The organism is Bacillus cereus group sp. MYBK195-1 (assembly GCF_051916605.1).
Lineage (GTDB): Bacteria > Bacillota > Bacilli > Bacillales > Bacillaceae_G > Bacillus_A > Bacillus_A cereus.
Genome location: NZ_JBQAGZ010000001.1, coordinates 1,006,420 through 1,032,390, shown reverse-complemented (window position 1 = coordinate 1,032,390; position 25,971 = coordinate 1,006,420). Strand labels below are relative to the sequence as shown.

Below are 25,971 nucleotides of genomic sequence, written 5' to 3'. Positions count from 1 at the left end.
TCTTAAGTTATAAATTTCATTCGATAGGGTTAAAAAGAAAAAAGATCACCCATAAGGGTGATCTTTTTATACTTCCATAATAATCGGTAAAATCATAGGTTTTCTCTTTGTCTCTTCGTACAAGAACTGTCCTAATAATTCACGAATATTTTGTTTTAACATTGACCATTCAATTGAATATTCTTTAATTGACTGCTCAACAATCATACGTACAATCTCTGTAGATCGTTCAATTAACGCTTCTGATTCACGAACATATACGAAACCACGTGAAATGATTTCTGGGCCAGAGATAATTTTCTTTTCATCTTTACCAAGCGTTACAACAACTACTAGTATTCCATCTTGAGATAACATCTTTCTATCTCGAAGAACGATATTACCAACGTCACCTACACCTAATCCATCAATTAAAACATTACCAGCTTGTACTTTACCGACTAAGTTTGCTTCATCGTCACCAAAAGCAATTACATCGCCTTTTTCTACGATAAAGATATTTTCTCTTGTAATACCTACATCTTCAGCTAAATATGCATGTGCTTTTTGCATACGGAACTCACCATGTACGGGTACAAAGTACTTCGGTTTCATTAAATTTAACATTAATTTTAATTCTTCTTGGCTACCGTGACCTGACACGTGAACTTTTCGTTCGCCGTAATAAACAACTTCAGCTCCAGCTCTAAATAACAAATCAATAATTTTTGATACAGATATTTCATTACCCGGAATTGGCGAAGCAGCAATGATAACAGTATCACCTTTACGAATTGAAATTTGTTTATGCGCTTGTTTTGCCATTCTAGATAGAGCAGCCATCGGTTCACCTTGACTACCTGTCGTTAAAATAGCTACCTTTTTCTCTGGGAAGTTGTCTACTTCTTGTAATGAAATAACCATACCTTCTGGAACATCTAAATAACCAAGACGTCTTGCAATGTCTACTACTTTCACCATACTACGTCCTACTACTGCTACTTTTCGCCCTGTTTCAGCAGCTGCATCAAATACTTGTTGAATACGATGTACATTCGATGCAAATGAAGCAACGATAATGCGACCTTCTGCGCCGTAGAACACTTTAGAGATTTCTACACCAACTTCTTTTTCTGAACCTGTATAGCCTGGGCGCTCTGCGTTTGTACTATCAGATAATAAGCAAAGTACGCCTTCATTTCCGATTTGTGCCATTTTACCAAGGTCTGCTCCACTATTTCCAATTGGAGTTTGATCGAATTTAAAGTCTCCCGTATATACGACTGCACCTTTTGATGTATGGAAACAAACGCCAACAGAATCCGGAATACTATGTGTCGTTCCGAAGAATGACACCGTTGTAGTGTTAAATTCTACTGTTGAATTTGAATCGATTGTTTTTAGGTCTACACGGCCTAACATGCCCGCTTCACCAAGTTTTTCTTGTATAAGTCCTACTGTTAATTTCGTTGCATAGACTGGAATAGATAATTTACGAAGTACATACACAATTCCACCAATATGATCTTCATGACCGTGAGTAATAAATAAACCTTTTACTCGCTCTTGATTTTCCACTAAATATGTAATATCAGGAATAACGATATCAATTCCAAACATTTCATCTCCCGGGAACATTAACCCTGCATCTACGATAAAGATTTCAGAATCAATTTCAACACAGTACATGTTTTTCCCGATTTCACCTACTCCACCAAGAGCAAATACTTTAACAGACTCATTCTCTTTTCTCTTCATGTTGTTGCCTGGTTTAAAAATCTTGCAAACACTGATTTCACTAAAATTGCAGAGACACCAGGGGAAACTCTACAACCACCATATTTTCACCGTCCAAGACGAATGTCCTTACCGTTATGCGATATCATGTCCTTGTTTATTTTTTAAACCAGGTTTCACCTCTCTTTCATTATATAAATCAAATATCTTATTCGATATGATATGAAAATTTAATTAAATTATAATTTTTCCCAATTTTGCTAAGCATACCCGTACTAAGCTACTTAGCCATATTATACCTGATACAAGAAATAGAACACAAGTTAAATCGTGCGAAAGAAAGAGGAAAAGAACGGAATGACAACAAAAGTATCGAACGTATTTCCTTTATATTTTCTCCGATTTTATACTCCATATTATTTTGAAGAACTAGCCATACATACGCTAAATTCATTTCATAATAGGGAGTTTCAAGATTTATTTTTCTAGAATCCAACAAAAACACTTACAAAATGGAGTTTTTTTATGAATTACGTCACATTTGAGGGGATTTCTCTAAAAACAGACACCGTAGTTTATTACGTTTATGCCATAATATCTATCATTTTTTGACTCAGTTAAAGGGATACGATTATTTTCTTATACACATAATGAAGAAGCGATTAATATTCTTATAAGAACACATATAAGTAAGAAAAAGAGGAAAAGATTTGCATATAATAAAAAATGACCTAGTTCTACACTAGGTCATTTTTTATTAACGAGGGATAGATTGCATTACAGATTGTAACGTTACTCTTTCTTCTTCTGTTAATGGAAGAAGTGGTAAACGTACAGAACCTACATCTAATCCAACCATTTGTAACGCTGTTTTTACTGGAGTTGGACTTGGCGCCATAAATAATGAATCAGTTACTCTTACAAGTAATTGATGTAATTTTTGTGCCTTCTTAAATTCTCCTGCTTGAAATGCTGTAATCATTTCTTGCATTTCGTTTCCGATAACATGAGAGGCTACCGAAACGATACCTTTCGCTCCAACTGCCATAGCTGGTAACGTTAAACCGTCATCACCGCTGTATACCGCAAAGTCGTCCGCTGTTTTTTCAATGATTTCTGTCATTGTTAACACATCGCCGCCGGCATCTTTAATAGCAACAATGTTTTCTATTTCTGATAAACGAACAACTGTATCAACGGAGATTTGTACAATAGATCGTCCTGGAACGTTATATAGCATAACCGGAAGCGGCGTGCTTTCAGCAATTGCTTTAAAATGCTGATACATTCCTTCTTGACTCGGTTTGTTATAATACGGTGCTACTAGCATTACTGCATCCACACCAACTTCTGTTGCCTTTTTAGTTAAGTCAATAGAAGCATGCGTATTATTGCTACCTGTTCCAGCGATTACGGGCACTCTTTTATCGACAACAGATACGACATGGCGATATAACGCTACTTTCTCTTCTGAAGTTAATGTAGGAGATTCTCCTGTCGTTCCTCCTACCACGATTGCTGTTGTACCATTATCAATTAAATAATTTACCAATTTCGTTGTCTTTGCAAAATCGATATTCCCGTTTATATCAAACGGTGTTACCATCGCGGTTGCAATTGTCCCAAAATCTATCATGGTCTCACTCCTTATTGTTCCAGTTGCTTTTCTTTTGAAAGCTCAAACGCACTATGTAATGCATTTACAGCCTCCACTAAATCAGTTTCTTTTACAAGAACCCAAATTGTTGTATGACTATCTGCCGATTGCAGGATTTGAATACCTTTTTCCGCTAAAGCTGTAACGATTTTCGCAGTAACCCCTGGGTATCCTGCCATTCCAGCCCCAACGATAGATACTTTCGCACAATGTTCTGTCACAATTGGCTCATATCCAAGTTGTTTTAGCACTTCGACAGCACGAGCTGATACATTATCATTTACTGTGTAAGCTACACCAGTAGGAGAAATGTTAATTAAATCAACACTAATGCCTTCGTTTGCCATTTCTTTAAATACATGCTGCTGTATGTCGTATGCCGTTTCTTTTGCAAGTACTTTAATTTGCGTTACGTTCGATACGTGGGCAATACCTGTAACAGGACGTTCTTCTACATCCTGCCCTTTTGTAGCACCATCGTATGCTGCAATAAGAGTACCTTCACTTTCAGAATACGTAGAACGTACACGAAGTGGCACTTTTGCATGCATCGCAATTTCAACTGCACGTGGATGAACGACTTTCGCACCTTGATAAGCCATGTTACAAATTTCGTTATACGTTACAGTTTGAAGATGACGTGCATCTTTTACAATACGAGGATCCGCAGTCATAACACCTTCTACATCAGTGAATATATCGATATATTCAGCATAAAGTGCAACACCTAATGCTGAAGCTGAAGTATCACTACCTCCGCGTCCAAGTGTTGTCGTATCACCTTTTTTCGTTTGCCCTTGAAATCCTGTAACGACGATTACATCTACATTTTCTAACTCTTCATGTATACGATCGCAATTCATTTCAATAATCTTTGCATTCGTAAAGTCATCATTCGTTACAAAACCAGCTTGTGCACCATTTAATGCTGCTGCTTTTATACCGTTCTCATTCAACATATTAGAGAAAACAATTGCAGAGATTAACTCTCCGCATGATAATAATAAATCTTGCTCACGTTTAGAAATAGTAGATTCCTCTTGATTTACAAGACTTAATAACGTATCCGTTGCATATGGTTCACCTTTACGGCCCATAGCAGATACGACAGTAACTACTTTATAACCAGCAGCTAATGATTTTTTTATATGATGAAGCGCATGCTTACGTCCATTGTCATCACGTACTGATGTGCCACCAAATTTTTGAACAATTATTTTCATATTTTGCACCTTCTCTTAGCCGTTTACACTAATTGTAATTTTACTAAGCGCTCTGCAATTTGAACAGAATTCCATGCAGCGCCTTTTAATAAGTTATCAGATACGACCCAAAGATGGAATCCTTTATCGTTATTTAAATCTTTACGGATTCTTCCAACGAATACTTCGTTTTTACCTACTGCAGTAGCTGGCATTGGATATAACTGCTCTTCTGGATTATCTTGCAGAACAATACCTTCCGCATTTGCAAGTAAGCTCTTTAATTCTGCTACTGTTACGCCTTCTTTTTCTACTTCGATGTAAACAGACTCAGAGTGTCCTGATACAACTGGTAAACGTACACATGTTGCCGCTACTTCTAATTCAGGCATATGCATAATTTTTTTCGTTTCGTTAATCATTTTCATTTCTTCAAACGTAAATCCATTATCTTGGAATTTATCAATCTGTGGAATCGCATTAAAAGCAATTGGGAAATGCTTCTTATCACCTGATACAGGAAGAACATTTGCCTTAACTTCTTCGCCATTTAAGATTGCTTGTGATTGTTCATGCAGTTCTTCAATAGCTGCCGCACCAGCACCTGATACAGCTTGATATGTGGAAACGATTACTCGTTTTAAACCATATTGCTGACGAACTGGCTCAAGAGCTACTACCATTTGAATTGTAGAACAGTTTGGATTTGCAATAATACCATTATGTTCTTTTAAGTCGTTTTCATTTACTTCAGGTACAACAAGTGGCACGTTTTCTGTCATACGGAATGCACTTGTATTATCAACAACAATCGCACCGCGTTTTGCTGCTTCTGGCGCTAATTGTTTCGATACAGATCCACCAGCACTAAATAGTGCGATATCTACTCCTTCAAAGCTTTCAGGAGTTGCCTCTTGAACTGTAAATTCTTCGCCTTTAAATACAAGTTTCTTACCTGCAGATCGTTTAGATGAAAGTAACGTTAATTTCCCGATTGGAAATTCTCGTTTCTCTAAAGTATTTAACATTTGTTCACCAACTGCGCCGGTTGCTCCAACTACAGCGACATGAAAAGTTTTTTGCTTTTCCATCACTATGCCCCTTTCTAGATACCAATCCTTCTATAACTTAGAATCAGAAGGAGTATACAATAACAATACCCCTTCTGATCTTAATAACGTTAATTTTATCATATTCTACAGTAAGAATGATGGTTTCATCAAAAATTGTCCGTTTTTTTTCGTTTTTTAATTCATATATCTGAATTTTTCTACGACAACCGGTTGCAATTGCTTCCCTTGCAGCGCTTCTAACACTGTATCTTCCAGCAGCTCCATGCGAGCTACCATTGAGTTCGGTTTTTTCTCTGGTGCATCTTGGCCGAATGGGACGAAGTAGATGTTTTTTGTTGCCATTAGGCGCATGAGGTTGACGCCAACAGGGTGATGACAATATAAATATTTCTTTTTTCTTCTATTATATATTCATTTCAAATCCTGTAAATTTATTTTGTATACCATATTCTTCACAGGTACCCAAAAACGAATCAGACGGTAATTTAGTAATTAAATGGAAAATCCCTACTTTGATATTGAGTTTACTACAGCAGCATATTTACATATATATCCTTTAATTGGTATGATTTACCTGTTTGCATAAAAGGGGGGGAGATTTTTGAGTTTAAATATGTATTTAGGGGAAGTACATGCCCAAACACAAAGTATGAATGCTGTATGTACGGCTACCATTCAAGGTATGGAACAAGCCATTCAGTCGATTGACGCTTTTGCAACTGATACTGTGTTACAAGGGCAAACATATAGCAGTGCAAAAGCATTTTTTGTTCAAACCTTTCGTCCTTTAGCGCAAGGAATCATTTATTTATGTGAAGAATTAATCCGTCAGAATGATGCTTTTCCAAGTCAATTTCAATCACAGGTAGCTTCAACTGATGTTATCGAACAAGAGATAAGAGAACAAATACAGGAAATCAATCAATCGATTGCAAGTATAGAAGCGGTAGATGTAGCTATGCCAATGCCTGGAATAGACGCAATTGTTGCAGTCTTAGTTACGATGAGAAAAAAACTTGAAGAAAAACTAGAGCATTTACATGAATTTGAATATACATCCAGTAATAACTATAGTACGGCTCTTCAACTAGCAGCTAGTATTGCTACTGGTCTTGCCGAAGTCCAAAGTGGAAAAGGCTTTAGTCCTGCAAGTGGCACGTTTAGTACACAAGGATTGAATATGGAGTGGACGACTTCCATTCAGGAGATTGAAGAAGATAGGAAGCGTCAGGCCGACAATCTTTTAAATGGTAGTTCAATTGAAGAAGGAGCAATGTGTGGTCCATTAAATAGTGAGAAAAAAGATGAATCTTTACTAGATACGTTTAAACATGGTGTCGAAGATATTTATGAAGGTGCTTTGGACTTTATACAAGGCGCTGGCAGTGCAGTAGCTGAAGACTATATTGGACTAACACCACCTGATAATGATAAATTAGAAAGCAAAGCAACTTATCAAGCTGGAAGATTTACTGGACATGTTATATCAACGGCAGGATCTATTGTAGAAATTTTTGAAGGTATTTCAGTCATAGGTGGGGCTAATTTCTTAACATTCTTCGCAGAAGTAGGAAGTGGTGGGTTAGCATCACCAATTGTTCTTCCATTAGATGCAGCTGCTACAGCGGCTGGTGTTGGTGCTGTTGTACACGGTGGATTGGTTTGGGATAAATCGATTCAAAATGCCCAGGATACTCTTCAAAAATTCAAGTCTTCTCCATCTTCTGGTGAGCGTGTTAATAAAGTTAAAGAGAATGGTAAACTTGATAAAGAGGGAAATGCAACTAAAAAAATAGATAATGCTGATAAGGAAGCCAACGGAGCTAATTCCACAATCACACCCGAAATGGAAGAAAAAATTCTGTGGGGACAAAGAAAAAATCCTAATAAGAATGAGATTATTGGGGGACATTCTTCTGGAATAAATAATAATCATCATAACTATGTTGTAGAGGAAATTAAAATTAATCCAGATGGAACAAAGAACATTAAGTATACTACTCAGTTTCCAGATGGTAAATTATCTAAAATAAAAAGTAGTACAGTATTTCCAGATGGGTGGAGTGACACAAAAATAATAAATAGCGTTGAGAATATCGGGAATTCTAAATTAATTAGTACTAGAGCTAGGGACGGAGCAACTTGGCATCGAGGTACTATTGATGGTGTAGAAATAGATGTGATAAAGAAAGGAGATAGTGTTATTAGTGCCTATCCGACAGGTAAAGCTAATGCATTACCACCATCTGGATTTTAGAAATAAAGGAGGAATAAGAAATGTATGAAGAATTAAATGAAATATTATCCGAAAATAGTTCAGAAGATTCTTGGTATGATGATGGATTTATGTATGCTCAAGAACTGCTGAATGATTTTACTGACAAAGATTGGGGAAAATTATTTCAAAGTATTAATGATAAAAATGATAAGTGGAAAATTAGGCTGGCTTATTGCATTGATGATGATTTAGGAATAAATGGATTAGAATTACTATTGAATATGCTTGAAGAAAGTGATGAAGTTGTTGAGACTACTATAGATTCTTTAAGGTCTTTCAATTCTGAAGAACATAAAAAGATGATAGTATCCAATAGTCGAGTAATTGATACAGCACAAAAATTATTGGAAAAGGCTAGCTTACCCGTCAAAAGAGTTCTAGAAGATTTTTTGAAAGATATTAAAAATTAATTTTTCGGGATATAAAGAAGAAGTAGCATGGGTGAAAGTAATTGAATTTGACTAGCTATTTTACTAGATTCTGAGCACAAGTAAAGTAGAGAACTTTTCGAAGAAACAGCTTTCTTTAAGATTGGATATTTCAATGAAGCATGTTATCTAGCTTGGATTAAGTGAAGAGAAGTTACATATGGAGAATAATCAACAAAAGAGACCTCACATTTGAGGTCTCTTTTGTAACTCTTACTTTACATACACATAGGCTCCAATTGCTGATACATAGTATGTTTTGCCCTTTCTATTTTGTACTTTGTATTTTGGCGAACCATTCACACTTACCTTTGCACCAATAGTAAAGTTTAAACCAATATCTATAGAAACAGCAACATCTTTACCCTGCCAAAAAGGAGATTCATGGAAAGGAGAAATTTATATGTCTTTAGATAAGTATAAAAATATGTCTGATGAAGAGTTTAAACAATTGTCTACTCAAGAATTTCAAAACTATATAAGATTAAAGCAAGAAGATTTTTCAAGACATTATAGGAAAATAAATGAAATTACTATAGATGTGATGTTAAAACCTCAGGAAGCAATAGAAATTGCTAAACATTATCATAAGAAAAATAAATTAGATGGAGTAGTTAATGAAGATATCAACCATCTTTTCTTTGATGAGGCTTATACATTTAAAATTGAGAAAGAAAATAGAAACAACGATGATATAAGACCAGCTTGGAGAATACTAGTGGATTTACCAAAAAAACCTTTTCTTATGGAGGACTATACACTGATTGTCTCTGATAGGGATAAAAAAGTGATGGGTATGCTCGATCCAAATGGGCATCCAGTATTTAAAGGCAATGAATTTACAGATGAGGGTTCTGAAGATTAATTAAGGTAATTATTCGTTTGTTTTTAAATGGTAATGGTAAAATTATTTCTGCATTTCCAAGACAAGTTCGATGATGAAGATGAAATTGAAATCTCTCTTAAAATAGAAACTATTATATTACGAAATCTAATACACATTTGGATAAATGATCACACAAAACCATCTGAACTTACTCCAGCAGAAAGAGCCAAGGAAATACGGGAACATTGGAAAAAACGTGGTAGTGAGTATGTTTTACCAGGAGAAGGTATTTAAAATTAAAAATAGAGGTGAAAACAAATGAATTATAATGAAGTAGAGTCTATATTATCAAATATTCTAGAAAGAGAAACTGAGGTATTAGACAAGCCAACAGATAAAGAATGGAAAGAATTAAGTGATAAATTTAATTGCTCGTTTAGTAATGAATTTAAATATTTTATTGAGTTGATGACGTTCTGGTCATTTCCAGGTGATATTTATAATATTTCAAAGGGTAAAACAAATGGAAATGATACACTAGAAGAGGTATATAATTATGAAATGAGTAATGGTAATTGGGATTCAAATATGCTCCCATTCTATGGTATTGGAAATGGAGATTATTTTTGCTTACATAGGTTAGAATCGAAGGTGTATTATTACTATGATGATAAAGGGAAATTCGAAGAATATTGCGACAGCTTCAAAGCATGGATAGAGGATTTACCAAATTTTTTAGCTTAAAATTTGTTTGAAATGGACTTATTTAAAGTTACGACTCAAATACCTCACGAATTAGACGTGCACCCCAATTATATCTAACATTTGGGGTGCATTTCATAATAGATGGCCTTTTTCGTTAAATTAAAGCATATTCACATACATATCACTAGCATAATATAGAACACTTATATAGAAATCATGTTTTGTTAAATCGCTGTGATTTTATATGGAAGAAAATTTTTTATATAATGATACATTTATTAATATCAACTAGGAGGAACATTCCTTGAAAGTTGTACGCTCTATATTTAAAGGCTTTCGTTTAATATGTTTAATTGTAAAGCCAGTACTTAAAGCATTATCTAAAAGTAAATTTTAAATCTCATAAATATTAAAATCCCCTTCTGCATATAGGTGCAAAAGGGGATTTTTTTCAAATTATTCTATTCGTTCTACAGACAGTACTCATAGATAAATAAGAAACGGTGTATATTTACCCTAACATTTATAAAGATGAAAATCAATATATAATTATCTACATATAGAACCAGATAATAATTTTGTTCATAAAACTATTCTTTTCTATGAAATATTTAGTCTATGCATAGACTTCACTTGCCGTTACATAGTATCCCTTTGCTATTGTGTAATTTATATGTGGCCTCATTATTAATATGCAACATTGCATATTAATACAATATATATAAATGTTGTAATTTACATTTAACCCCTGTAAAATTTAGGGTGTAAAAACCATTATAGGAGATGTGATTATGAAGAAAATTTTAACTTCACTTATGCTAATTGGATTAGTAGTATTTGGCTTTATTTTACCAAGCAATAATGCAAGTGCAGCTGAAAACACGCCACTTGTCGACAAAGTGCAAATTACTAACATCGGAAACAATGAGTATATCGACTATGGGCAAGGTAAAAAGTATCGAGTTTATGCATATAAAAACACAACATTCAAAGGATATGCATATGACGCAAATGGACAAGCAGTACCTGCTGGTACAACTTTTTACATTTACTTCGATGGCGCACTAAATTTTGCTAAAAAAGATATTTTATGTACTGTAGGAGCAAATGGCGCATTTGAAGGTTCAGTGGAAATGCCTAGTGGTAAGGGGAATTATTCTTTCTGGGCTTCAAGATCAACACACTACTACGATATTGTGACTCTTGGTTATTACAATGGTCCTAACAAAACTAATCCGATTTCAAAAGCAAATGAAAAAACAGTTTATCATTACGCTCAGGGAGTATATCATCCATAAAAAAGAGCCAGCCTATAAGCTGGCCTTTTTTTATTTTATAGAAATATAGACGTTATAAGTCGTAATGTAGTAAGTTTTTCCTTTTAAATCGTGTTCTTTATATTGCACGGATGCTTTCGGTTTAACTACTGATACGTTGTAATGCTCAATACCGTGCAATTCGCTAATAAAGAAGTGTGTCAACGCACTAATCAATCCGTTTTTACCAGCACCCCTTGCCATCATCCAGAAGTGTTGATCAAAATAAACATCCTCATATTCATCAAACAAAAACACAAATGCTATTAAAAATTTCTGAAAGGAATTTAATTTGAAATGCCACTTTTCTATGAAAGTTACACATTTATGAATTAAATCCACATCAAAATGTAAATCATTACGGGTTAATATATCTTGCTTTAAATAATGAATAAGCATGATACGTTCCTTATTTAATACTACTGTTCCTGTTTCATATAATTCTATATATTCACTTACACACTTATGGGAAATCATATTAAATCACTTGCCGAATACTTCTTAATTTCTTTTTTATTATTTCCTTCTGGCAACAAATCCGTTAGTTGTTTAATGACCCTTTGATATGATTGATCACGGGTATTATATAACCTGGCAACAGGTCGTTCTCTCTCATACGGCTCTGTTTTATCAGATTGTGAGAACATTTCATAGTCACCATTCTCAGATATATCCATCCACATCTCATTTAATAAAACTCGTAATCTTGCTGCCTGAATAATTAATCCTTCAACCACTTTTAACTTACTAGGTGGGATGTCTTTAAATAATCTTTTCAAACGATTTTTTTCTTTGTTAACTAGCACCTCACGCTCATCAATATCCGCCATAATATCACCTCGATTCAATCATATTTTCATACTGGGTAGGGGTCCTATACGAAACAACTTAAAAATCTGGAAAAACGACCCCCTCCTCCGGTGCCCCTTAGACGAAAAAAAGCCCAATTCTTGAACCGGGGGGTGTTATTACCGAACCATTTTTACCACTTTTCATCGTTTTCCCATTTGTTCGGTTTCTTTTCAAAGAATCTTCCATGTTCTTTATTATGGCAACCCGCACAGACTGTTTCGAGATTGTCCATTTCTAATGCAAGTTCTGGATGATGTTCTAATTCCTTTATATGATGGACAACGAGTTGAATCTTCTTACGCTTCGCACCTTCACTATACTCATCGGTATCCACACGAACACTACCATTTCGCTTACACTCTTGGCACTCATAGTTGTCACGCTTCTTTACTTGTTCACGTATGCTCTTCCACTCACCGCTGTCATAGAACTTACGCTTCTGTTGTTTGGTCTTATATTCATTCACTATCCTTTACCTCAATTGCACCTGCATCAATCCGCTTCTCTAGGTGTTGAATATCAAGGCATTTCTCACAGTAGAAAGTAGCTGATACATCTATACCGTAACGATTAGCATCCGAGTAGAAAGAAGTAGTCTCACTATCTAGTACTTGGTACTTATGCTCACACATCCATCTCACTCCTTATTCAAAATAAAAAGCACCCGAATGGATGCTCTCTTACTTACTATAAAAATCAAACTTCTATTTTTTCTAAATCTGACCAAAGAGTAATTAATTTCCCTTTATCTACATTAACTACTTTAATTAATAACCTTTGTTCTTCTTTTAAGTCATTTACAAACAGATTCCCTGTATCCCATAGCCATTGATGGATGTCCAATTCGTTCAAACCACAATCGACATCTTTTTGGGCAGCGATTGACACCCCCAATTTAAGTATAAACTTTGAGTCTTTATAAAAATCTACAGCAGAGTAACTCCCATGCCCTAAAACTTTATACCCTTGTATATTTTTATCGATATAATTAGGTTTAGAGACTTCTTTCTTTCGTTCTTCTTTTAACCTTTGGTCTGCTTTATCTTTAGCTCTAACAATTGCCTGTTGCTGAGGATCTTTACCTCGCATATCATACCTAAATGACATTTCACCATCCCCTTTCTACTTTCCAATATATAACATTACCATTTTATAATATAATAAGTTACAAATCACTTCTTATTAGATTAGATTACCCATATCTTATATTGTGTGTAACTGACCTCTTCGCTGAATCCCTTGGTATCATTGATTTCATTTAATTTTCTCTTTTGAGTTACATAGTACGAAAATTATGAGTAACTGTATAGGGATACCACCAGCATTTTGCAAAATAACCTACGCTATGCGGAAAAATAAAATAAGCTGCCCATATGGACAGCTTATTTACATAATTATCGTTATCAAAAGTAAAATTCAACTCGAAAATAGCTAATTTTATCAGTTGTTGAATGTTTGAAAAAAAATTAAACCAATGATATAGTTGAGATCCTTTGGCAATTTCTTGCTGTGATGACTATCATAGTGACTTTTTCTCCAGCAACAACTATTAGTAGCTAATTACCATAAGAACTTATTTTTGAAATTTGCTATTTTTTAGAAAGTGTGTTAATTTAAGAAAGACCTATTTTTGTTTGACTTGAGATTAAGAATAGATTTTGTTTTTCGTCTAAGGTATTTGAGCAAGGGTAGTAACATATGTGTGGGTATCCACACTAGGAGGCAACAATTATGGAACAAGGTAAAGTAAAATGGTTTAATGCAGAAAAAGGTTTTGGATTCATCGAGCGTGAAGGTGGAGAAGACGTATTCGTACATTTCTCAGCTATCCAAATCGACGGTTTCAAATCTTTAGACGAAGGACAAAGTGTAACGTTTGAAGTAGAAAAAGGACAACGTGGCCTACAAGCTACTAATGTTCAAAAAGCTTAATATTAGCTGATGAAAGACCCTCTTGTAGGGTCTTTTTTTTATTTCATTACAATATTCCGAATACAACTTTTTCAAGGGGATTTTGGGTGCTTAACTTTTAATAAAACAGAAGATGTTAGAAATCATAGTTTTAGCATTATGGGCTTTTTCTTTTAGTTATCTTGCAATTATATTAGGAATACCAAAAAACAGATTATATATAGTTGTAGGATTTTCAATCTTATTTGTTGGTGGAATTTTGATTGTATATCTCATACATGTCTCATTATTGGTAGTTAATACATCTAGAAGTCTACAAAAATATCCTCCAGTCAATTACTCTGGAGGATATTCATATTTACATACTCATTCTTAAAAGAAGCCACACAAAATGAAACCCCTTTAGCTCCCAAAAGGCTTACTCTTATCTATTAATAACTGTACATCGTCTTGCTCCTCTACAGATTAAACGCTCGGCTTCTCTTAATGAAATTGGAACAAGTACAGCTTCATCAACATCGTCTTCTACATCAAAAACCGCAAATGCTTCCCCACCCACGATTAAAACACAAATGAATTCTACTTCTAAATCATCATGAGACCTAGGAATACAATTAGAAATAGTACAACGTTGAATACCCCCTGCTAACAATGTTCTAGCTTCTTGCTCAGATATTCGAATAAAAACAAATTCCTCTATGGCTACATTTCCAAATTCCACTTCAATTTCTACTAGAAGAAAGAATCTGTTTCTAATTCTCACTATACAATTTGCCCCAATTGAAATAATATCTTCATTCATTCTTTTCACCTCCTTTAATACTATATAATTCATAAAGAGGTGAAATGGTGTGGACAAGCAAACAAAAGAGTTGTTTTTTTGAAATGTGAGACATCAGTTAACAACTATCATCAAAAAAACAGAAAAAACAACCTACACAACTGGAAATTTTTTCTGTTATTAGTCTGTATACGATATTCAAATTTAGTTAACATAACGTCTCATTATTGGTAGCAAGAAACCTTCTTTTTTTGTTCTATGGATCTATGCATTTTTTATACATTCCTATCCTAGCGAGGTTTTAGGGTTCCTGTTTGTTACTGGAACTGTATAAAATCTTGCACACTCTTAACGTCGTTTTTTCCAAAATGCTGTGATACCCCTAGACTAAAAAAGAAATAAGCAATGATTAGATTTTAAACCTAGTCATTTCTTTATCCATTGCATCTTGGTTAACACCTATATAACGTAATGTGACCTTCTCTGAAGAGTGATTGAATATCTCCATGAGTAATGCTATGTTTTTCGTTTGCATGTACATGTGATACCCATATGTTTTTCTTAACGTATGTGTTCCTATTTCATCTAACCCGAACTCTGCCGCTGCTCCGCTTAATATCTTATATGCCATGCTACGACCAATTGGACGATTATTACCTTGTCTGCTTTGCAATAAATACTCATTGTCTTGTCTTTCTATAATAAACCATTTAAGTTCTCTTTTCAGTGCTGCAGTAATTTGTATTCGTTTCTGTTTCCCTGTTTTCTTTTCCCGCATAGATATATGACTGCCTTTAACATCCCCTACTTTCGATTTCAAAATATCTGAGATTCTAAGACCTGTATTAATACCCATAATGAAGAGAATGTAATTACGTAAGCTCTTTTCCTTAAAATACTCTTTTAACTGCTGTATTTGCTCTGGATTACGTATTGGTTGAACAAAATTCATTATTCATTACCTCCATTTTCTTCTACCTCATATACTTCTAATCTAAGAGCAAAAGCTAAATTATAAAATGCTCTAGACTTCCAACGGCGATAAGTGCGTTCAGCCATTCCAATTTCGTTATAAATCATATAATCACACACATCTTCTTCTAAATAACGCTTATTAATAATATCCCTTTGAATCTTTCCCGATCGACCATTACCTAAACGAATTAAAAACTGATTGATACGGAATGACATATCTTTTAGGTACTGTTCGCGTTCGCTACGCTTTAAATTTTCTAAAGCTACATCTTCTAATCGATTTACTACCGTATTTGTAGGACCATGATATCGCACCTCATATGAAGGTGTTACTTTCATTTCTTCCCGAACCATACCAAACTGTTTATAAATCCTTACTTCTTCAAGTAATCGTTCTAGTTTTGATTGAGTAGCTGCACGATCTATTTTAGATAAGAAAGTTAATTGATCCATATATACAAACGCTCCTTGTCTATTTTTCAAATAAAAAAGCGGACACTAAACTACAGAGCAATCTCATTAATGCTCTTTGCAGTTCAGTGTCCGCTGGTTCTTCCAGTAGGACAAAATGTGTAATTGGGATTATGATATTATCTTTTCATATTTTAGTAACTTTTTATTAACAAAGGATTATTTTGTTTAAATTCTCATAAAACACTTTTTAAATTCCTCAACATTGGTAATAGCTATATAATAAAAAAGATTAAATGTTAGGAGTGCTATAAATGTCTGATATAATTAAGCTCTGTATTGTAATAGTCGTTGCCTTATTTTTAATGTTTTCCATAATATCAGAGTTTAAAAAACCTCAAAAAGATATGTTTTGGTTCTCGATTGACGTAATGTTTCTTCTTGTAGCTTTTTTATTAATAAAAGACTATATCGTCAAACATGTAACGTAATTACCTGAATAAAAATCAATATTTCGTCAATCCTATAAATACAGTTTCTTATTCCCTTCATATCCGAGGGTTTGGCTGTTAGCTTTTGTTAGCTGCTCTTTTTATGTTTTACACGAATAAAATTCTAAGTATTTTCCGATACTATGGAAGAATTTAAAAGGTAGTTTTAAATTCTTCCACTCTTGCTCTCTTGGTCGAGAGGCGAGCAGTTAGCTTTTGTGCTAGCTGCTCTTTTGTTTCGTCCCTCCTCCTTTTTCTTAAAGACATCTTTACTCCTTCTAGAATAAAGTCAATAATTCAGCATATAATATCTATGCATCTAGATCATTACCTTTGTGTCGAGTAGTTAGACTGGGCTAGCTACTCTTTTATTTGTGACAAAATGAAAGTTTTTTAAATCATTATTATTTCCACATAATACTGTTAATTCTGCTTATACTATAGCTGTAACTTAAAGTTACATATCATTTACTTGTAGGGCCTAATTTTCTTTTGTACAACAAGTAGTTAGTTAACAAAACTAACTGCTTTGTTGTGTAAAATGTAGTTTTTATATAAAGTTTTCTCAATATCTATATTATGGAAATTAATTACCTTTTATGGTAGCGTATTGGTAATCCCATAGAGTTCTATTGTTCCATTAAAAAGGACCCATACCCCTTTTCGGGTCCTTTTTTAATGTTTTCTAATAAAATAGCGTTTTTATTAGAAATGTTTCACACTCATAAAAACATCACATATAATACCCTGTACCCCTTACCAACAAGAGGGATAGGCATTTTACCCAGAGCACTTCTATAAGTGCTCTTTTTATTTCACGATTAAATAACGATTTTATTTAAACTTGCACACACACACTAAAAACATACATACGATATAATCGTGGTCATCTTTTCAATCAATTCTTGGTCGTTGAGCGTCTTTCTTCCAAGGCGCTCTGTTTATATTCAGGATGTTATTGAGCTTACTTTACATCATTCTTTATCTCTTTCAGTTGCTCCATTTCTTTCTTTACCGATTCATCTATCATTCTTTTTTGCATGTCAGCTTTTTTGCTTTCTTCAGATCTAAACCCCAAATAGAATAGCCCACAAGTAATAACCGAACCTACAACGCATCCTAATAAGCCCCTCCAAACGGACTGATAAATACTCCTTAATACGAGGGATTTTAAAATCTTGCTCTTTTTCTAATTGCAAACAGGTTTCATAGAAATCAACTAGAAAATCCTGGTCCTTCACAGATTGAATCTCTTTTAAAACACACTTTTCAATGTTTACATTTTTAATTGGATTGAATTTCAACCAATTGATTAAGAACAATTCTTTTGTTTTTTGGTTGTAATTAATTTTTCCATACTCAGCAAAACGTTCTAATAGCTTCATAACAGTTTCACGGTTATATCCTGTATCAGTTTCAATGATACGAAGTGGAAGCTCATAGATTCCTGATTGAGACGTCTTACTGTTTGTCATCAAATATAAGTAGAAATACTTCTCCTCCGGTGTAAGATCTAAAACAAATGAATCCTGCCAAAATGAAACGTGTACTGGTCTATAAACTGCCATATTATTCATCCTCCCGTTTACATATCGCGAATCCGTCCTCTACACGTAATAAGCGATAATTCTTGTATCCTATTTTGAGATATTGTTTTACTAAGTAAATTAGGTGTTGCTCTGATGTTGCTTTTTAAAACACTTCAGGATTCAGCAACACTCTATGTAATGATTTGTCTAAAAGCATGTAGCACACTCCGTTGTTATACGAATGCTAATTTGATATAATTAATCCTAAGATCTTTGCAAGACCGTTTGTCTATCACTCTGCCAAGTGATAGATCTTTTTTATTTTCTACGTGTTACTAACGAAGCGTTAACTTCTCTTGCTCTTAAATCTTTAATTACTACACGATAACTCATAGACGCCTCATGTTCCTCTTTTGTATCACGAAGCATTTTAAATTCCCTTATACATCGCTCCAGCTCTTCTTCCCAGTGATTTGATTCTTCGGTTGATTCTGCATTAAACATGTTATAAATACATTCACTCATACAGTTACGAAGTTTATTAGCGAATGAGAAATCTCCTGGAAGAACTAGATCATGAAGATAATTGTTTTTATCATTCATAAATTACATCTCCTTTCTAATTAAATTAATGCTGTACGCATCGTTACAACCAGAAAGGAACATTGTAGAGGTATGGGAGGAACAATCCCTTTCTGGTCATAACGACAAGCACAGTGGCTTGTCCAAATGATTTATATAATGTTATAATTGCTTTACGATATTTTTCAGAGCTACTGTTGTCTAGACGGTAGCTTTTTTATTTACCCATTTATGCTTCAAAATAAATGATGCCTCTATAATTTCTTCTCTTGCTTTAACTCAACTGTTTTTGAATCTTCATTAAGTAATTCTGCTATTTTAATTTCACCAGTTAGTTTTGCATCATAACGAATTAATTCCTTGTATTCTCTTAGACTCGGTTTCTTATAATCTACTGTCATTTTCCTTCCCCCTTTACAGCACCTTTGTTAAATTCATTAAGCTATCCACCGATTGAATAATAACGTTCTCCGCCATAGCCTTTTGCAACCAACTTCTTTGTATTTGTTCCATAATGCCAAAATGAACTTGTTCAAGAGCTTGAACTACACATTGAGTAGCTTGGATTGTATCGAAGATTTCTTTTGCATGAACTGCATATTCATGTTTCTTTTTTTCATCATGCTTCCATGACCTTGTTGTAACTTGTAAGTTCATGATTTCCTTTGCTGCCGCAATCCCCTCTTCGGCCTGTTTAATGTAGTTCATCAATTGTAGATTTAAATCTTGAGTTAAGCGTGGATCTGTAGGAGGTAACCCAACACCATAAATATGTTTGATTGCTTGTTGATTCAACTTTGCCCCTGTTGCATGGCACCAATCCATCGCAAGTTCAAATTCTGGTTTAGAAAGTCCAGATTCAATACGGGTTAATCTTTCATGTGTAATACCAAGGTACTTAGATAGCCCTTTCTTCGTTTTCAGCTGAACATTGTCACAACATTCTCTGGCATTCTGTAATAATTCTCCTATCGCTGAATTGCAGTATGTGCTTGTTCCCATATCTGTTCGCCTCCATATTTAGTTTTCAAATGGTTACAATGAACTTAGTACATATGTAACTTGTCTACTTTTCGTATAAAAAGAGAGGAACTATTCCTCAACGTTTGCTTTTACTTGTATCTCTTTGATGATGGCCCAACCAGCCTTGTAATATGCTTGACGGATTTTATCAATATCCTTTTGTGATTTTGGCTCAGGAGCCACAACATGGACTTTCGTTTTTCCAAATTCATAAGTCGCCGCATATTCTTCTTGTTGGCTCATGGTGTCACCTCTTGAAGTGCTTTCTATATTTGTATGCCGCTAATTTGTTAGTACTGCCATATTAGTTGCTAACCATTTCAAAGCAGACCAATCATCGAAATATTAAAGCATCGGAAAACGACGAAGAATCTTAAATGCTTTCTTAAATCAAACATGTCATGACTTTCGCTACCTCAAATAGCCGTTTCTACTTCTTATATATACATTTCTCGTATATGAATTAACTATATAAGGAGGTCTAACCATGAAAACCGCAATCTACCTACGTAAGTCCCGTGCCGATCTCGAAGCTGAAGCTCGCGGCGAAGGCGAAACATTAGCAAAACATCGAACTACCCTGCTGAAAATTGCCAAGGAAATGAACTTAAATGTTTTATCTGTCCGTGAGGAAATCGTATCTGGCGAGAGCTTAGTAAAACGCCCTGAGATGTTAGCGCTGCTTGAAGAAATTGAAGATAACAAATATGATGTTGTTCTTTGTATGGATATGGATCGTTTAGGTCGTGGTGGTATGAAAGAGCAAGGAATCATTTTAGAGACGTTTAAACGCTCGAATACGAAGATTATGACACCTAGGAAGACTTATGACCTTAATGATGAGTGGGATGAAGAATATAGCGAATTTGAAGCGTTTATGGCTCGTAAGGAGTTAAAGATTATTACACGACGTATGCAACGAGGTCGTGTCGCTAGTGTAGAGGCTGGGAATTACCTTGGTACACATGCACCATTCGGATATGATATACATCGTTTAAATAAGCGAGAGCGTACTTTAACGATTAATTCAGAAGAAGCTTCTGTTGTAAGGATGATATTTGATTGGTATGCAAATGAGGATATGGGCGCTAATACAATCCGAAGCAAGTTAAATGATCTTGGTTACAAAAGTAAGTTAGGGAATGAATGGAACCCCTACAGCATCTTGGATATATTAAAAAACAATGTGTACATCGGAAAAGTGACTTGGCAAAAGAGAAAAGAAGTAAAACAGCCTGATGCCGTAAAAAGAAGTTGTGCTCGTCAAGATAAATCAGATTGGATTATTGCTGATGGCAAACATGAGCCAATCATACCGGAAAGTTTATTTGAACAAGTACAAGAAAAATTAAACTCAAGATATCACGTTCCTTACAATACGAATGGAATTAAAAATCCTCTAGCTGGCATTATTAAATGTAGTAAATGTGGTTATAGCATGGTCCAACGTTATCCGAAGAATCGAAAAGAAACGATGGATTGTAAACACCGTGGCTGTGAAAACAAATCAAGTTATACTGAATTAATTGAGAAGCGTTTACTCGAGGCATTAAAAGAATGGTACATCAATTATAAAGCTGATTTTGAAAAACATAAGCAAGATAACAAATTAAAAGAAACACAAGTTATTCAAATGAATGAAGCTGCATTACGTAAGCTTGATAAAGAATTAGTAGATGTCCAAAAACAAAAAAATAATTTACATGATTTATTGGAGCGTGGTGTTTACACAGTCGATATGTTTTTAGAACGTTCGAATGTAATTTCTAATCGCATTACTGAAATTACTTTCACGATGGAAAACCTAAAAAAAGAAATTAAAACAGAAATTAAGAAAGAAAAAGTGAAGAAAGATACGATACCTCAAGTAGAGCATGTTCTTGATCTGTACTTTAAAACAGATGATCCCAAAAAGAAAAACAGCCTCCTAAAGTCAGTTTTAGAAAAGGCTGTTTATAAAAAGGAAAAGTGGCAAAGACTCGATGATTTCGAACTTGTGCTTTACCCTAAGCTCCCTCAAGATGGCGACATATAAGCGTTTATGCTTTGTCGTCACCTTGTTGGTGTAATTAGATTTACTCCATTAAGCCCTAGAGCATCATTCGTCGAAACAGCCAATACGACAGGCTTGCCATTTCTTAACGTCGCTTTCGCTGCCATTAATACTGGAGAGTCTGTCATTGCATTTGCAAATTTACTCATAGAATTCCCTGTTAGTGGTGCAATTACCATACAATCTAGTGGAATTTTAGGTCCTAGTGGTTCTGCACCAACGATTGAATTAATTGCTTTAAAACCTGTTATTTCTTCAATCTTCTTAATCCACTCTGCTCCCTCTCCAAATCTAGTATTTGTTGATTGAACAGTGTAAGAAACAACAGGACGTACTTCTGCTCCCTCAGCAATTAATTTTTCTAAATGAGGCATTACTTCTTCGTACGTACAATGTGAACCTGTAAATCCGAAACCAATTCGTTTCCCCTTCAAACTCATTTCTTTTCCTCCTCCTTTGCAATTGCATCTGCTGCTAATAACTGAGAAAGAACATTTGCTAAAATTTGCCCAGCCGTTTTTGGGGCAACAATACCTGGTAATCCAGGTGCTAGCAATGCTTTGACTCCTCTTTTTTCCGCATATCTAAAGTCAGTACCGCCTGGTTTAGAAGCTAAATCAATCACTAACGTATGAGCTGGCATTTTTGCAATAACATTCGCTGTTACAACGAGATGCGGAATCGTATTAATTACAATATCGATATTTCCTACTTCTTTCTCTATGTCTTGCATATGAAAAGGAGAAAACATCATTTCTGTAATACGTGCAATATGTTCAGATCGTCTTGCTCCAACTTTGACATGGGCTCCTAATGATTGAAATGCTCTCGCAACACTCATTCCTGTTCTCCCAAATCCTAGAACCATTACATTGGCCCCATGAATTGTATAGTCGGTATGTTGAATTACCATCATTAATGTACCTTCTACCGTTGGAATAGAATTGTATATTGCTACATCATCACGATCAAATAATTTAACAAGTTTTCGATTCGTAGTAGATACGAGATTTTCCAAGTAAGGTGTACCAATACCTGAATATATAGTAAAGTGTTCTGGTGTATTTTCAATTTGTTCTTTCGTTATTGAAACTTTTTCATTTGAAAAAATAGTATCTACTTCTCCTTTGGCATTTGTACCGGCAACCGGCAAAATAATTGCGTCTACAGAAGTGAAATCTAAATTTTGTATACTTTCTTTTGCTGCCCCTGTGAAACCATGATCTAACTGATCAAAACCTATCAAAGAAAGTTTCGCATCCAATTCAACTAGCTTACGAATTACTTCTAGCTGCCTTGCATCTCCTCCTATGACAGCAATATGCATCTCAGTCAACATTCCCTAATTCACCTTCTTTTTCTGTCATTTATAAGAAAAGTGCCTACTTTTTCTTTTTCCTCCACATCATATGTAATGTACGAGTTTATGGTGATTGAAAATCCAAATGCACATATGATTTATCAGGTTTCTATGTAGATACAAAAAAAGATGACCAAAATGGCCATCCTTCACTCCGAATTTGAACGATCTATACTATCACAAAGAAGCATATCGTGTCCGACTTTCTTTATTTGACTCCATGCCACTCTTACTTCTTGTGGTTCCTTTTTAAAACCTCCCCACTTCCCTACAGGTATTATAAGTGTTTGTATTTGTCCGTCTTTCTCATTAATCTCTAAATCCATATAACCTAAGGCTCCCATTTTTTCCGCTTTTTCTATATCTACAACCTCTTTACCGCTTAATTCACTTAATCGCATACTCACTCCACTCCCCTACTAAATTTTTCATTTGCATTGTCTATAATTAGTACCTATTCTATATGTATAAAAAAAATAACCTTCTCTCATTTAAAAAGAGAGAAGGTTATTTTCAGATACATCGTAAAAGTTGATTATAGTTTTATTCCTTTTGGAAGTTTTCCATCTGGACTAATTAATGCTGCAGAGAATTCATCTGTAAACATGTTACGAATTAACCCATCTACATTTTCTTTTGTTACAGTGTTTACACTTTCGATAATCTCATCAAGTGAACGATGCTTACGAAGTAGCAATTCATTTTTACCATTACGGCTCATACGACTATTCGTACTTTCTAAACTTAACATTAAGTTTCCTTTTAATTGCTCTTTACTATTAATAAGCTCTTTTTCTGTAATACCTGTATTTTTCAATGTTTCTAATGTTTCTTGCATTGTTTCATACAGTGTATCTAATTGTTGACTACCTGTTCCACCATACAGTGTTAACATACCTGTATCTTCATAAGAAGAATGGTAAGAAAATACTGAGTAAGCTAACCCACGTTGCTCACGTACTTCTTGGAATAAACGGCTACTCATACTACCGCCTAAAACGTTATTTAATACAATTAAGTTATAAATATCTTCGTGTCCCATTTGTAAGCCTTTATATCCTAAACATAAATGAGCTTGTTCTGTTTCCTTTTTACGTGCTACTTTGTTAAAATGGAAAATTGGACTATGTACTTGTTCACGGTTTGTTGTTCCTTCATAACTACCGAAATATTGCTCTACCGTTTGTAAGAAGGCTTCATCAATATTTCCTGCAACTGAAACAACTACATTTTCAGGTGTATAATGATCCTTAATATATTGGCGTAGCGTATCACCTGTAAACGTATCAAGTGTTTCTTCTGTTCCTAAAATAGGATATCCAAGCGGATGCGTTTCATATGTTGCTTTCGTTAACATATCATGCACAATATCGTCTGGAGCATCTTCGTACATTTTAATTTCTTCACATACGACATTCTTCTCTTTTTTCAATTCTTCTTCATCAAATGTTGAATTAAAGAACATGTCAGCTAATACATCTAAAGCATATTTAGCATGTTCATCTAGCACTTTTGCATAGTAACAAGTGTACTCTTTTGAAGTAAAAGCATTCACTTGCCCACCAATACTATCAAATGATTCTGCAATTTCGCGTGCACTACGTGTTTCTGTCCCTTTAAAGAACATATGCTCTAAAAAGTGAGAAATCCCGTTATTTTTTTCATTTTCATTTCTTGATCCCGCATGGATCCAAATACCAATCGCAACCGATCTTACAGTTGGTATATTCTCCATAACTATTCTTACACCATTTTTACAAGTATATTTTTTAATCAAAAACTTTCCTCCTACTGCCAGTTTCTCTAAATAAGTGCTATTATTTAATGATAACAAGTTTAAGGATGAATGTCATGCAAATGTATTTAATCCACACGTTTTTCATCCAGTAATTCTGTTATATTCCCTACTTTATATCCTTGTTCCTTCAATTTTTTAATCATTGTATCTAATGCTTCTGCCGTTGACGAAGTAGGATGCATTAATACGATAGCACCTGGGTGTATTTTTCTCATTACTCTCTGCAATAGTACATCTGGCTCAGGTCGCTTCCAATCGATTGTATCGACAGTCCACATAATCGTTCCCATTTGGAAATCATCAGCGATTTTCACGACTTCATCCCGAAAACTTCCACTCGGCGGGGCAAACCATCTCACCTTTTGATTCGTAGCAGCTTCAATCATTCGATTTGTTTTTTGTAACTGCTCTCGTATTTCATCAGACGATAGCGTTTTCATATTAGGGTGCGTATAAGAATGATTTCCGACTTCTTGATTTGCATCGACAATCATTTTTGCAAATCGTAAATTTTCTTTCACCCAACGTCCTTCTAAAAAGAAAGTCGCCTTCACATCATGCTTTTTCAATATTTCTAATATACGAGGCAAATACTCGTTTCCCCATGCCACATTTATTGTTAATCCCACCATCTTTTTATTCGGATGCCCCCTATAAATTGGAGCAGGTGATAAATCTTCTAAGTGGACACTCGGTGATACTTCCTTAAATTCAAGGTGTTTTTGATCAAATTCCTTTAGCTTCTTCATATTGTTATAGGATGCTTCCATATCAACTTGTCTTCCATTATATCCTGGTGTTGCTTTCCATATCTTATCAATCATCGCATTTTGAGGTGCAATCTCATATTGTTTTGCATGCTTTTGAATTTCTTCATATAAGTTATCCTGTGCAAAAACAGAATAAGAGCCTAAACTGACATATAAAGAAAATATACATATGTATGCCAATATACGAACTTTCATATAAACCCTCCCAAATTAACTATATAAAAAAACATTTTT

25 protein-coding genes and 7 pseudogenes are annotated in these 25,971 nt (G+C 34.5%); 8 read left to right on the top strand and 24 right to left on the bottom strand.

The genetic code is table 11. The features are described 5' to 3' along the window. Positions 1 to 66 precede the first annotated feature (66 nt). The 5 genes and pseudogenes from ACTFRY_RS05605 to spoVFB form a co-directional block, all read right to left on the bottom strand. Positions 67 to 1,737: a ribonuclease J gene (locus tag ACTFRY_RS05605; RefSeq protein ID WP_000823096.1), complete on the bottom strand. Its 1,671-nt coding sequence runs from the start codon at positions 1,735 to 1,737 to the stop codon at positions 67 to 69. A 736-nt stretch (positions 1,738 to 2,473) separates the two neighbouring features. Further along, positions 2,474 to 3,352 (bottom strand): 4-hydroxy-tetrahydrodipicolinate synthase, encoded by an 879-nt coding sequence (gene dapA / locus ACTFRY_RS05600; protein ID WP_000564763.1) that lies wholly within the window; start codon positions 3,350 to 3,352, stop codon positions 2,474 to 2,476. A gap of 11 nt (positions 3,353 to 3,363) precedes the next feature. Next, positions 3,364 to 4,596: an aspartate kinase gene (gene dapG / locus ACTFRY_RS05595; RefSeq protein ID WP_098616339.1), complete on the bottom strand. Its 1,233-nt coding sequence runs from the start codon at positions 4,594 to 4,596 to the stop codon at positions 3,364 to 3,366. A gap of 23 nt (positions 4,597 to 4,619) precedes the next feature. After that, on the bottom strand, positions 4,620 to 5,666 hold the full coding sequence (gene asd, locus ACTFRY_RS05590; protein WP_000414846.1) for an aspartate-semialdehyde dehydrogenase: 1,047 nt from the start codon (positions 5,664 to 5,666) through the stop codon (positions 4,620 to 4,622). Between the two features lie 156 nt (positions 5,667 to 5,822). Further along, positions 5,823 to 6,011 (bottom strand): annotated as a pseudogene (spoVFB, locus tag ACTFRY_RS05585) (dipicolinate synthase subunit B); the annotation flags it as partial. A gap of 238 nt (positions 6,012 to 6,249) precedes the next feature. On the opposite strand from spoVFB, the gene ACTFRY_RS05580 reads away from it, so the two are divergent. Continuing rightward, positions 6,250 to 7,905 carry an EndoU domain-containing protein gene (locus ACTFRY_RS05580; RefSeq protein ID WP_098617345.1) on the top strand — a complete coding sequence of 552 codons (1,656 nt, stop codon included), beginning with the start codon at positions 6,250 to 6,252 and terminating at the stop codon, positions 7,903 to 7,905. A gap of 20 nt (positions 7,906 to 7,925) precedes the next feature. Beyond that, a complete protein-coding gene (locus ACTFRY_RS05575; RefSeq protein ID WP_000272779.1) occupies positions 7,926 to 8,336 on the top strand; it encodes a hypothetical protein in 411 nt (136 codons plus the stop codon). A 231-nt stretch (positions 8,337 to 8,567) separates the two neighbouring features. Here the strand turns inward: ACTFRY_RS05575 and ACTFRY_RS05570 are convergent. Beyond that, a pseudogene (locus ACTFRY_RS05570) lies at positions 8,568 to 8,744 on the bottom strand (N-acetylmuramoyl-L-alanine amidase); the annotation flags it as partial. A 13-nt stretch (positions 8,745 to 8,757) separates the two neighbouring features. On the opposite strand from ACTFRY_RS05570, the gene ACTFRY_RS05565 reads away from it, so the two are divergent. From ACTFRY_RS05565 to ACTFRY_RS05550, 4 genes and pseudogenes are all read left to right on the top strand, one after another. Further along, entirely contained in the window at positions 8,758 to 9,219 is a 462-nt protein-coding gene (locus tag ACTFRY_RS05565) for a hypothetical protein (protein ID WP_098617344.1), read from the top strand. 60 nt (positions 9,220 to 9,279) lie between these two features. After that, positions 9,280 to 9,474, top strand: a pseudogene (locus ACTFRY_RS05560) (hypothetical protein); the annotation flags it as partial. Positions 9,475 to 9,498: 24 nt separating this feature from the next. Continuing rightward, complete coding sequence (locus ACTFRY_RS05555; protein ID WP_001108706.1) at positions 9,499 to 9,924, top strand: SMI1/KNR4 family protein; 426 nt, start codon at positions 9,499 to 9,501, stop codon at positions 9,922 to 9,924. A 752-nt stretch (positions 9,925 to 10,676) separates the two neighbouring features. Then, positions 10,677 to 11,183 (top strand): hypothetical protein, encoded by a 507-nt coding sequence (locus tag ACTFRY_RS05550; protein ID WP_016118526.1) that lies wholly within the window; start codon positions 10,677 to 10,679, stop codon positions 11,181 to 11,183. A 123-nt stretch (positions 11,184 to 11,306) separates the two neighbouring features. Here the strand turns inward: ACTFRY_RS05550 and ACTFRY_RS05545 are convergent. The 5 genes and pseudogenes from ACTFRY_RS05545 to ACTFRY_RS05525 form a co-directional block, all read right to left on the bottom strand. Next, positions 11,307 to 11,678 (bottom strand): annotated as a pseudogene (locus ACTFRY_RS05545) (terminase large subunit); the annotation flags it as partial. After that, positions 11,675 to 12,031, bottom strand: a complete 357-nt coding sequence (locus ACTFRY_RS05540; protein ID WP_000763336.1) for a hypothetical protein — start codon at positions 12,029 to 12,031, stop codon at positions 11,675 to 11,677. The gene ACTFRY_RS05540 and the pseudogene ACTFRY_RS05545, both read right to left, overlap by 4 nt. A 152-nt stretch (positions 12,032 to 12,183) precedes the next feature. Beyond that, positions 12,184 to 12,519, bottom strand: coding sequence for an HNH endonuclease (locus tag ACTFRY_RS05535; RefSeq protein ID WP_098617343.1), 336 nt, complete (start codon positions 12,517 to 12,519; stop codon positions 12,184 to 12,186). Then, entirely contained in the window at positions 12,512 to 12,685 is a 174-nt protein-coding gene (locus ACTFRY_RS05530) for a hypothetical protein (protein WP_170968606.1), read from the bottom strand. Before ACTFRY_RS05530 ends, ACTFRY_RS05535 begins: the two co-directional genes overlap by 8 nt. A gap of 64 nt (positions 12,686 to 12,749) precedes the next feature. Further along, complete coding sequence (locus ACTFRY_RS05525) at positions 12,750 to 13,160, bottom strand: hypothetical protein (RefSeq protein ID WP_098617342.1); 411 nt, start codon at positions 13,158 to 13,160, stop codon at positions 12,750 to 12,752. Positions 13,161 to 13,784: 624 nt separating this feature from the next. Here ACTFRY_RS05525 and ACTFRY_RS05520 point away from each other — a divergent pair. Further along, a complete protein-coding gene (locus ACTFRY_RS05520) occupies positions 13,785 to 13,985 on the top strand; it encodes a cold-shock protein (RefSeq protein WP_060750964.1) in 201 nt (66 codons plus the stop codon). Between the two features lie 403 nt (positions 13,986 to 14,388). Here the strand turns inward: ACTFRY_RS05520 and ACTFRY_RS05515 are convergent, their stop codons facing one another. The 8 genes and pseudogenes from ACTFRY_RS05515 to ACTFRY_RS05480 all read right to left on the bottom strand — a co-directional run bounded on the left by ACTFRY_RS05515 (position 14,389) and on the right by ACTFRY_RS05480 (position 19,999). Beyond that, positions 14,389 to 14,766 carry a hypothetical protein gene (locus ACTFRY_RS05515; protein ID WP_001001282.1) on the bottom strand — a complete coding sequence of 126 codons (378 nt, stop codon included), beginning with the start codon at positions 14,764 to 14,766 and terminating at the stop codon, positions 14,389 to 14,391. A 388-nt stretch (positions 14,767 to 15,154) separates the two neighbouring features. Further along, positions 15,155 to 15,697, bottom strand: coding sequence for a site-specific integrase (locus ACTFRY_RS05510; protein ID WP_016118532.1), 543 nt, complete (start codon positions 15,695 to 15,697; stop codon positions 15,155 to 15,157). Further along, on the bottom strand, positions 15,697 to 16,173 hold the full coding sequence (locus tag ACTFRY_RS05505; protein WP_098617312.1) for an ArpU family phage packaging/lysis transcriptional regulator: 477 nt from the start codon (positions 16,171 to 16,173) through the stop codon (positions 15,697 to 15,699). The genes ACTFRY_RS05510 and ACTFRY_RS05505 overlap by 1 nt, the downstream gene beginning before the upstream one ends. Positions 16,174 to 17,740: 1,567 nt before the next feature. Continuing rightward, positions 17,741 to 18,190: pseudogene (locus ACTFRY_RS05500) on the bottom strand (DnaD domain-containing protein); the annotation flags it as partial. A gap of 279 nt (positions 18,191 to 18,469) precedes the next feature. Beyond that, a complete protein-coding gene (locus ACTFRY_RS05495) occupies positions 18,470 to 18,754 on the bottom strand; it encodes a hypothetical protein (protein WP_016118537.1) in 285 nt (94 codons plus the stop codon). Between the two features lie 180 nt (positions 18,755 to 18,934). After that, positions 18,935 to 19,134, bottom strand: a pseudogene (locus ACTFRY_RS05490) (RNA polymerase subunit sigma). Positions 19,135 to 19,147: 13 nt separating this feature from the next. After that, positions 19,148 to 19,735 carry a hypothetical protein gene (locus ACTFRY_RS05485; RefSeq protein ID WP_016118539.1) on the bottom strand — a complete coding sequence of 196 codons (588 nt, stop codon included), beginning with the start codon at positions 19,733 to 19,735 and terminating at the stop codon, positions 19,148 to 19,150. A 90-nt stretch (positions 19,736 to 19,825) separates the two neighbouring features. Further along, positions 19,826 to 19,999 (bottom strand): hypothetical protein, encoded by a 174-nt coding sequence (locus tag ACTFRY_RS05480; RefSeq protein ID WP_000082592.1) that lies wholly within the window; start codon positions 19,997 to 19,999, stop codon positions 19,826 to 19,828. A 244-nt stretch (positions 20,000 to 20,243) separates the two neighbouring features. Between ACTFRY_RS05480 and ACTFRY_RS05475 the strand changes: the two genes are divergently transcribed. Beyond that, positions 20,244 to 21,791, top strand: coding sequence for a recombinase family protein (locus tag ACTFRY_RS05475; protein ID WP_098617311.1), 1,548 nt, complete (start codon positions 20,244 to 20,246; stop codon positions 21,789 to 21,791). Between the two features lie 32 nt (positions 21,792 to 21,823). Here the strand turns inward: ACTFRY_RS05475 and dpaB are convergent. The 5 genes and pseudogenes from dpaB to ACTFRY_RS05450 all read right to left on the bottom strand — a co-directional run. Continuing rightward, a pseudogene (gene dpaB / locus ACTFRY_RS05470) lies at positions 21,824 to 22,249 on the bottom strand (dipicolinate synthase subunit B); the annotation flags it as partial. After that, the gene (gene dpaA, locus ACTFRY_RS05465) at positions 22,246 to 23,148 is read right to left on the bottom strand and encodes a dipicolinic acid synthetase subunit A (RefSeq protein WP_098616216.1); all 903 of its coding nucleotides are present in this window, start codon (positions 23,146 to 23,148) and stop codon (positions 22,246 to 22,248) included. The pseudogene dpaB and the gene dpaA, both read right to left, overlap by 4 nt. Before the next feature lie 170 nt (positions 23,149 to 23,318). Beyond that, complete coding sequence (locus ACTFRY_RS05460; RefSeq protein WP_001239756.1) at positions 23,319 to 23,570, bottom strand: YlmC/YmxH family sporulation protein; 252 nt, start codon at positions 23,568 to 23,570, stop codon at positions 23,319 to 23,321. Between the two features lie 134 nt (positions 23,571 to 23,704). After that, complete coding sequence (locus ACTFRY_RS05455) at positions 23,705 to 24,946, bottom strand: M16 family metallopeptidase (RefSeq protein ID WP_000592989.1); 1,242 nt, start codon at positions 24,944 to 24,946, stop codon at positions 23,705 to 23,707. Positions 24,947 to 25,032: 86 nt separating this feature from the next. Then, positions 25,033 to 25,932 carry a polysaccharide deacetylase family protein gene (locus ACTFRY_RS05450; RefSeq protein ID WP_000868232.1) on the bottom strand — a complete coding sequence of 300 codons (900 nt, stop codon included), beginning with the start codon at positions 25,930 to 25,932 and terminating at the stop codon, positions 25,033 to 25,035. Between the last annotated feature and the right edge of the window lie 39 nt (positions 25,933 to 25,971).

Coding starts and splice junctions, on each gene's coding strand:
- asd (WP_000414846.1), bottom strand. CDS start 5,666: ATGGAAAAGCAAAAAACTTTTCATGTCGCTGTAGTTGGAGCAACCGGC.
- ACTFRY_RS05480 (WP_000082592.1), bottom strand. CDS start 19,999: ATGAGCCAACAAGAAGAATATGCGGCGACTTATGAATTTGGAAAAACG.
- ACTFRY_RS05460 (WP_001239756.1), bottom strand. CDS start 23,570: ATGCGATTAAGTGAATTAAGCGGTAAAGAGGTTGTAGATATAGAAAAA.
- dapA (WP_000564763.1), bottom strand. CDS start 3,352: ATGATAGATTTTGGGACAATTGCAACCGCGATGGTAACACCGTTTGAT.
- ACTFRY_RS05495 (WP_016118537.1), bottom strand. CDS start 18,754: ATGAATGATAAAAACAATTATCTTCATGATCTAGTTCTTCCAGGAGAT.
- ACTFRY_RS05475 (WP_098617311.1), top strand. CDS start 20,244: ATGAAAACCGCAATCTACCTACGTAAGTCCCGTGCCGATCTCGAAGCT.
- dpaA (WP_098616216.1), bottom strand. CDS start 23,148: ATGTTGACTGAGATGCATATTGCTGTCATAGGAGGAGATGCAAGGCAG.
- ACTFRY_RS05530 (WP_170968606.1), bottom strand. CDS start 12,685: ATGTGTGAGCATAAGTACCAAGTACTAGATAGTGAGACTACTTCTTTC.
- ACTFRY_RS05525 (WP_098617342.1), bottom strand. CDS start 13,160: ATGTCATTTAGGTATGATATGCGAGGTAAAGATCCTCAGCAACAGGCA.
- ACTFRY_RS05550 (WP_016118526.1), top strand. CDS start 10,677: ATGAAGAAAATTTTAACTTCACTTATGCTAATTGGATTAGTAGTATTT.
- ACTFRY_RS05505 (WP_098617312.1), bottom strand. CDS start 16,173: ATGGATCAATTAACTTTCTTATCTAAAATAGATCGTGCAGCTACTCAA.
- ACTFRY_RS05520 (WP_060750964.1), top strand. CDS start 13,785: ATGGAACAAGGTAAAGTAAAATGGTTTAATGCAGAAAAAGGTTTTGGA.
- ACTFRY_RS05540 (WP_000763336.1), bottom strand. CDS start 12,031: ATGGCGGATATTGATGAGCGTGAGGTGCTAGTTAACAAAGAAAAAAAT.
- ACTFRY_RS05605 (WP_000823096.1), bottom strand. CDS start 1,737: ATGAAGAGAAAAGAGAATGAGTCTGTTAAAGTATTTGCTCTTGGTGGA.
- ACTFRY_RS05515 (WP_001001282.1), bottom strand. CDS start 14,766: ATGAATGAAGATATTATTTCAATTGGGGCAAATTGTATAGTGAGAATT.
- dapG (WP_098616339.1), bottom strand. CDS start 4,596: ATGAAAATAATTGTTCAAAAATTTGGTGGCACATCAGTACGTGATGAC.
- ACTFRY_RS05565 (WP_098617344.1), top strand. CDS start 8,758: ATGTCTTTAGATAAGTATAAAAATATGTCTGATGAAGAGTTTAAACAA.
- ACTFRY_RS05450 (WP_000868232.1), bottom strand. CDS start 25,932: ATGAAAGTTCGTATATTGGCATACATATGTATATTTTCTTTATATGTC.
- ACTFRY_RS05510 (WP_016118532.1), bottom strand. CDS start 15,697: ATGAATTTTGTTCAACCAATACGTAATCCAGAGCAAATACAGCAGTTA.
- ACTFRY_RS05575 (WP_000272779.1), top strand. CDS start 7,926: ATGTATGAAGAATTAAATGAAATATTATCCGAAAATAGTTCAGAAGAT.
- ACTFRY_RS05555 (WP_001108706.1), top strand. CDS start 9,499: ATGAATTATAATGAAGTAGAGTCTATATTATCAAATATTCTAGAAAGA.
- ACTFRY_RS05485 (WP_016118539.1), bottom strand. CDS start 19,735: ATGGGAACAAGCACATACTGCAATTCAGCGATAGGAGAATTATTACAG.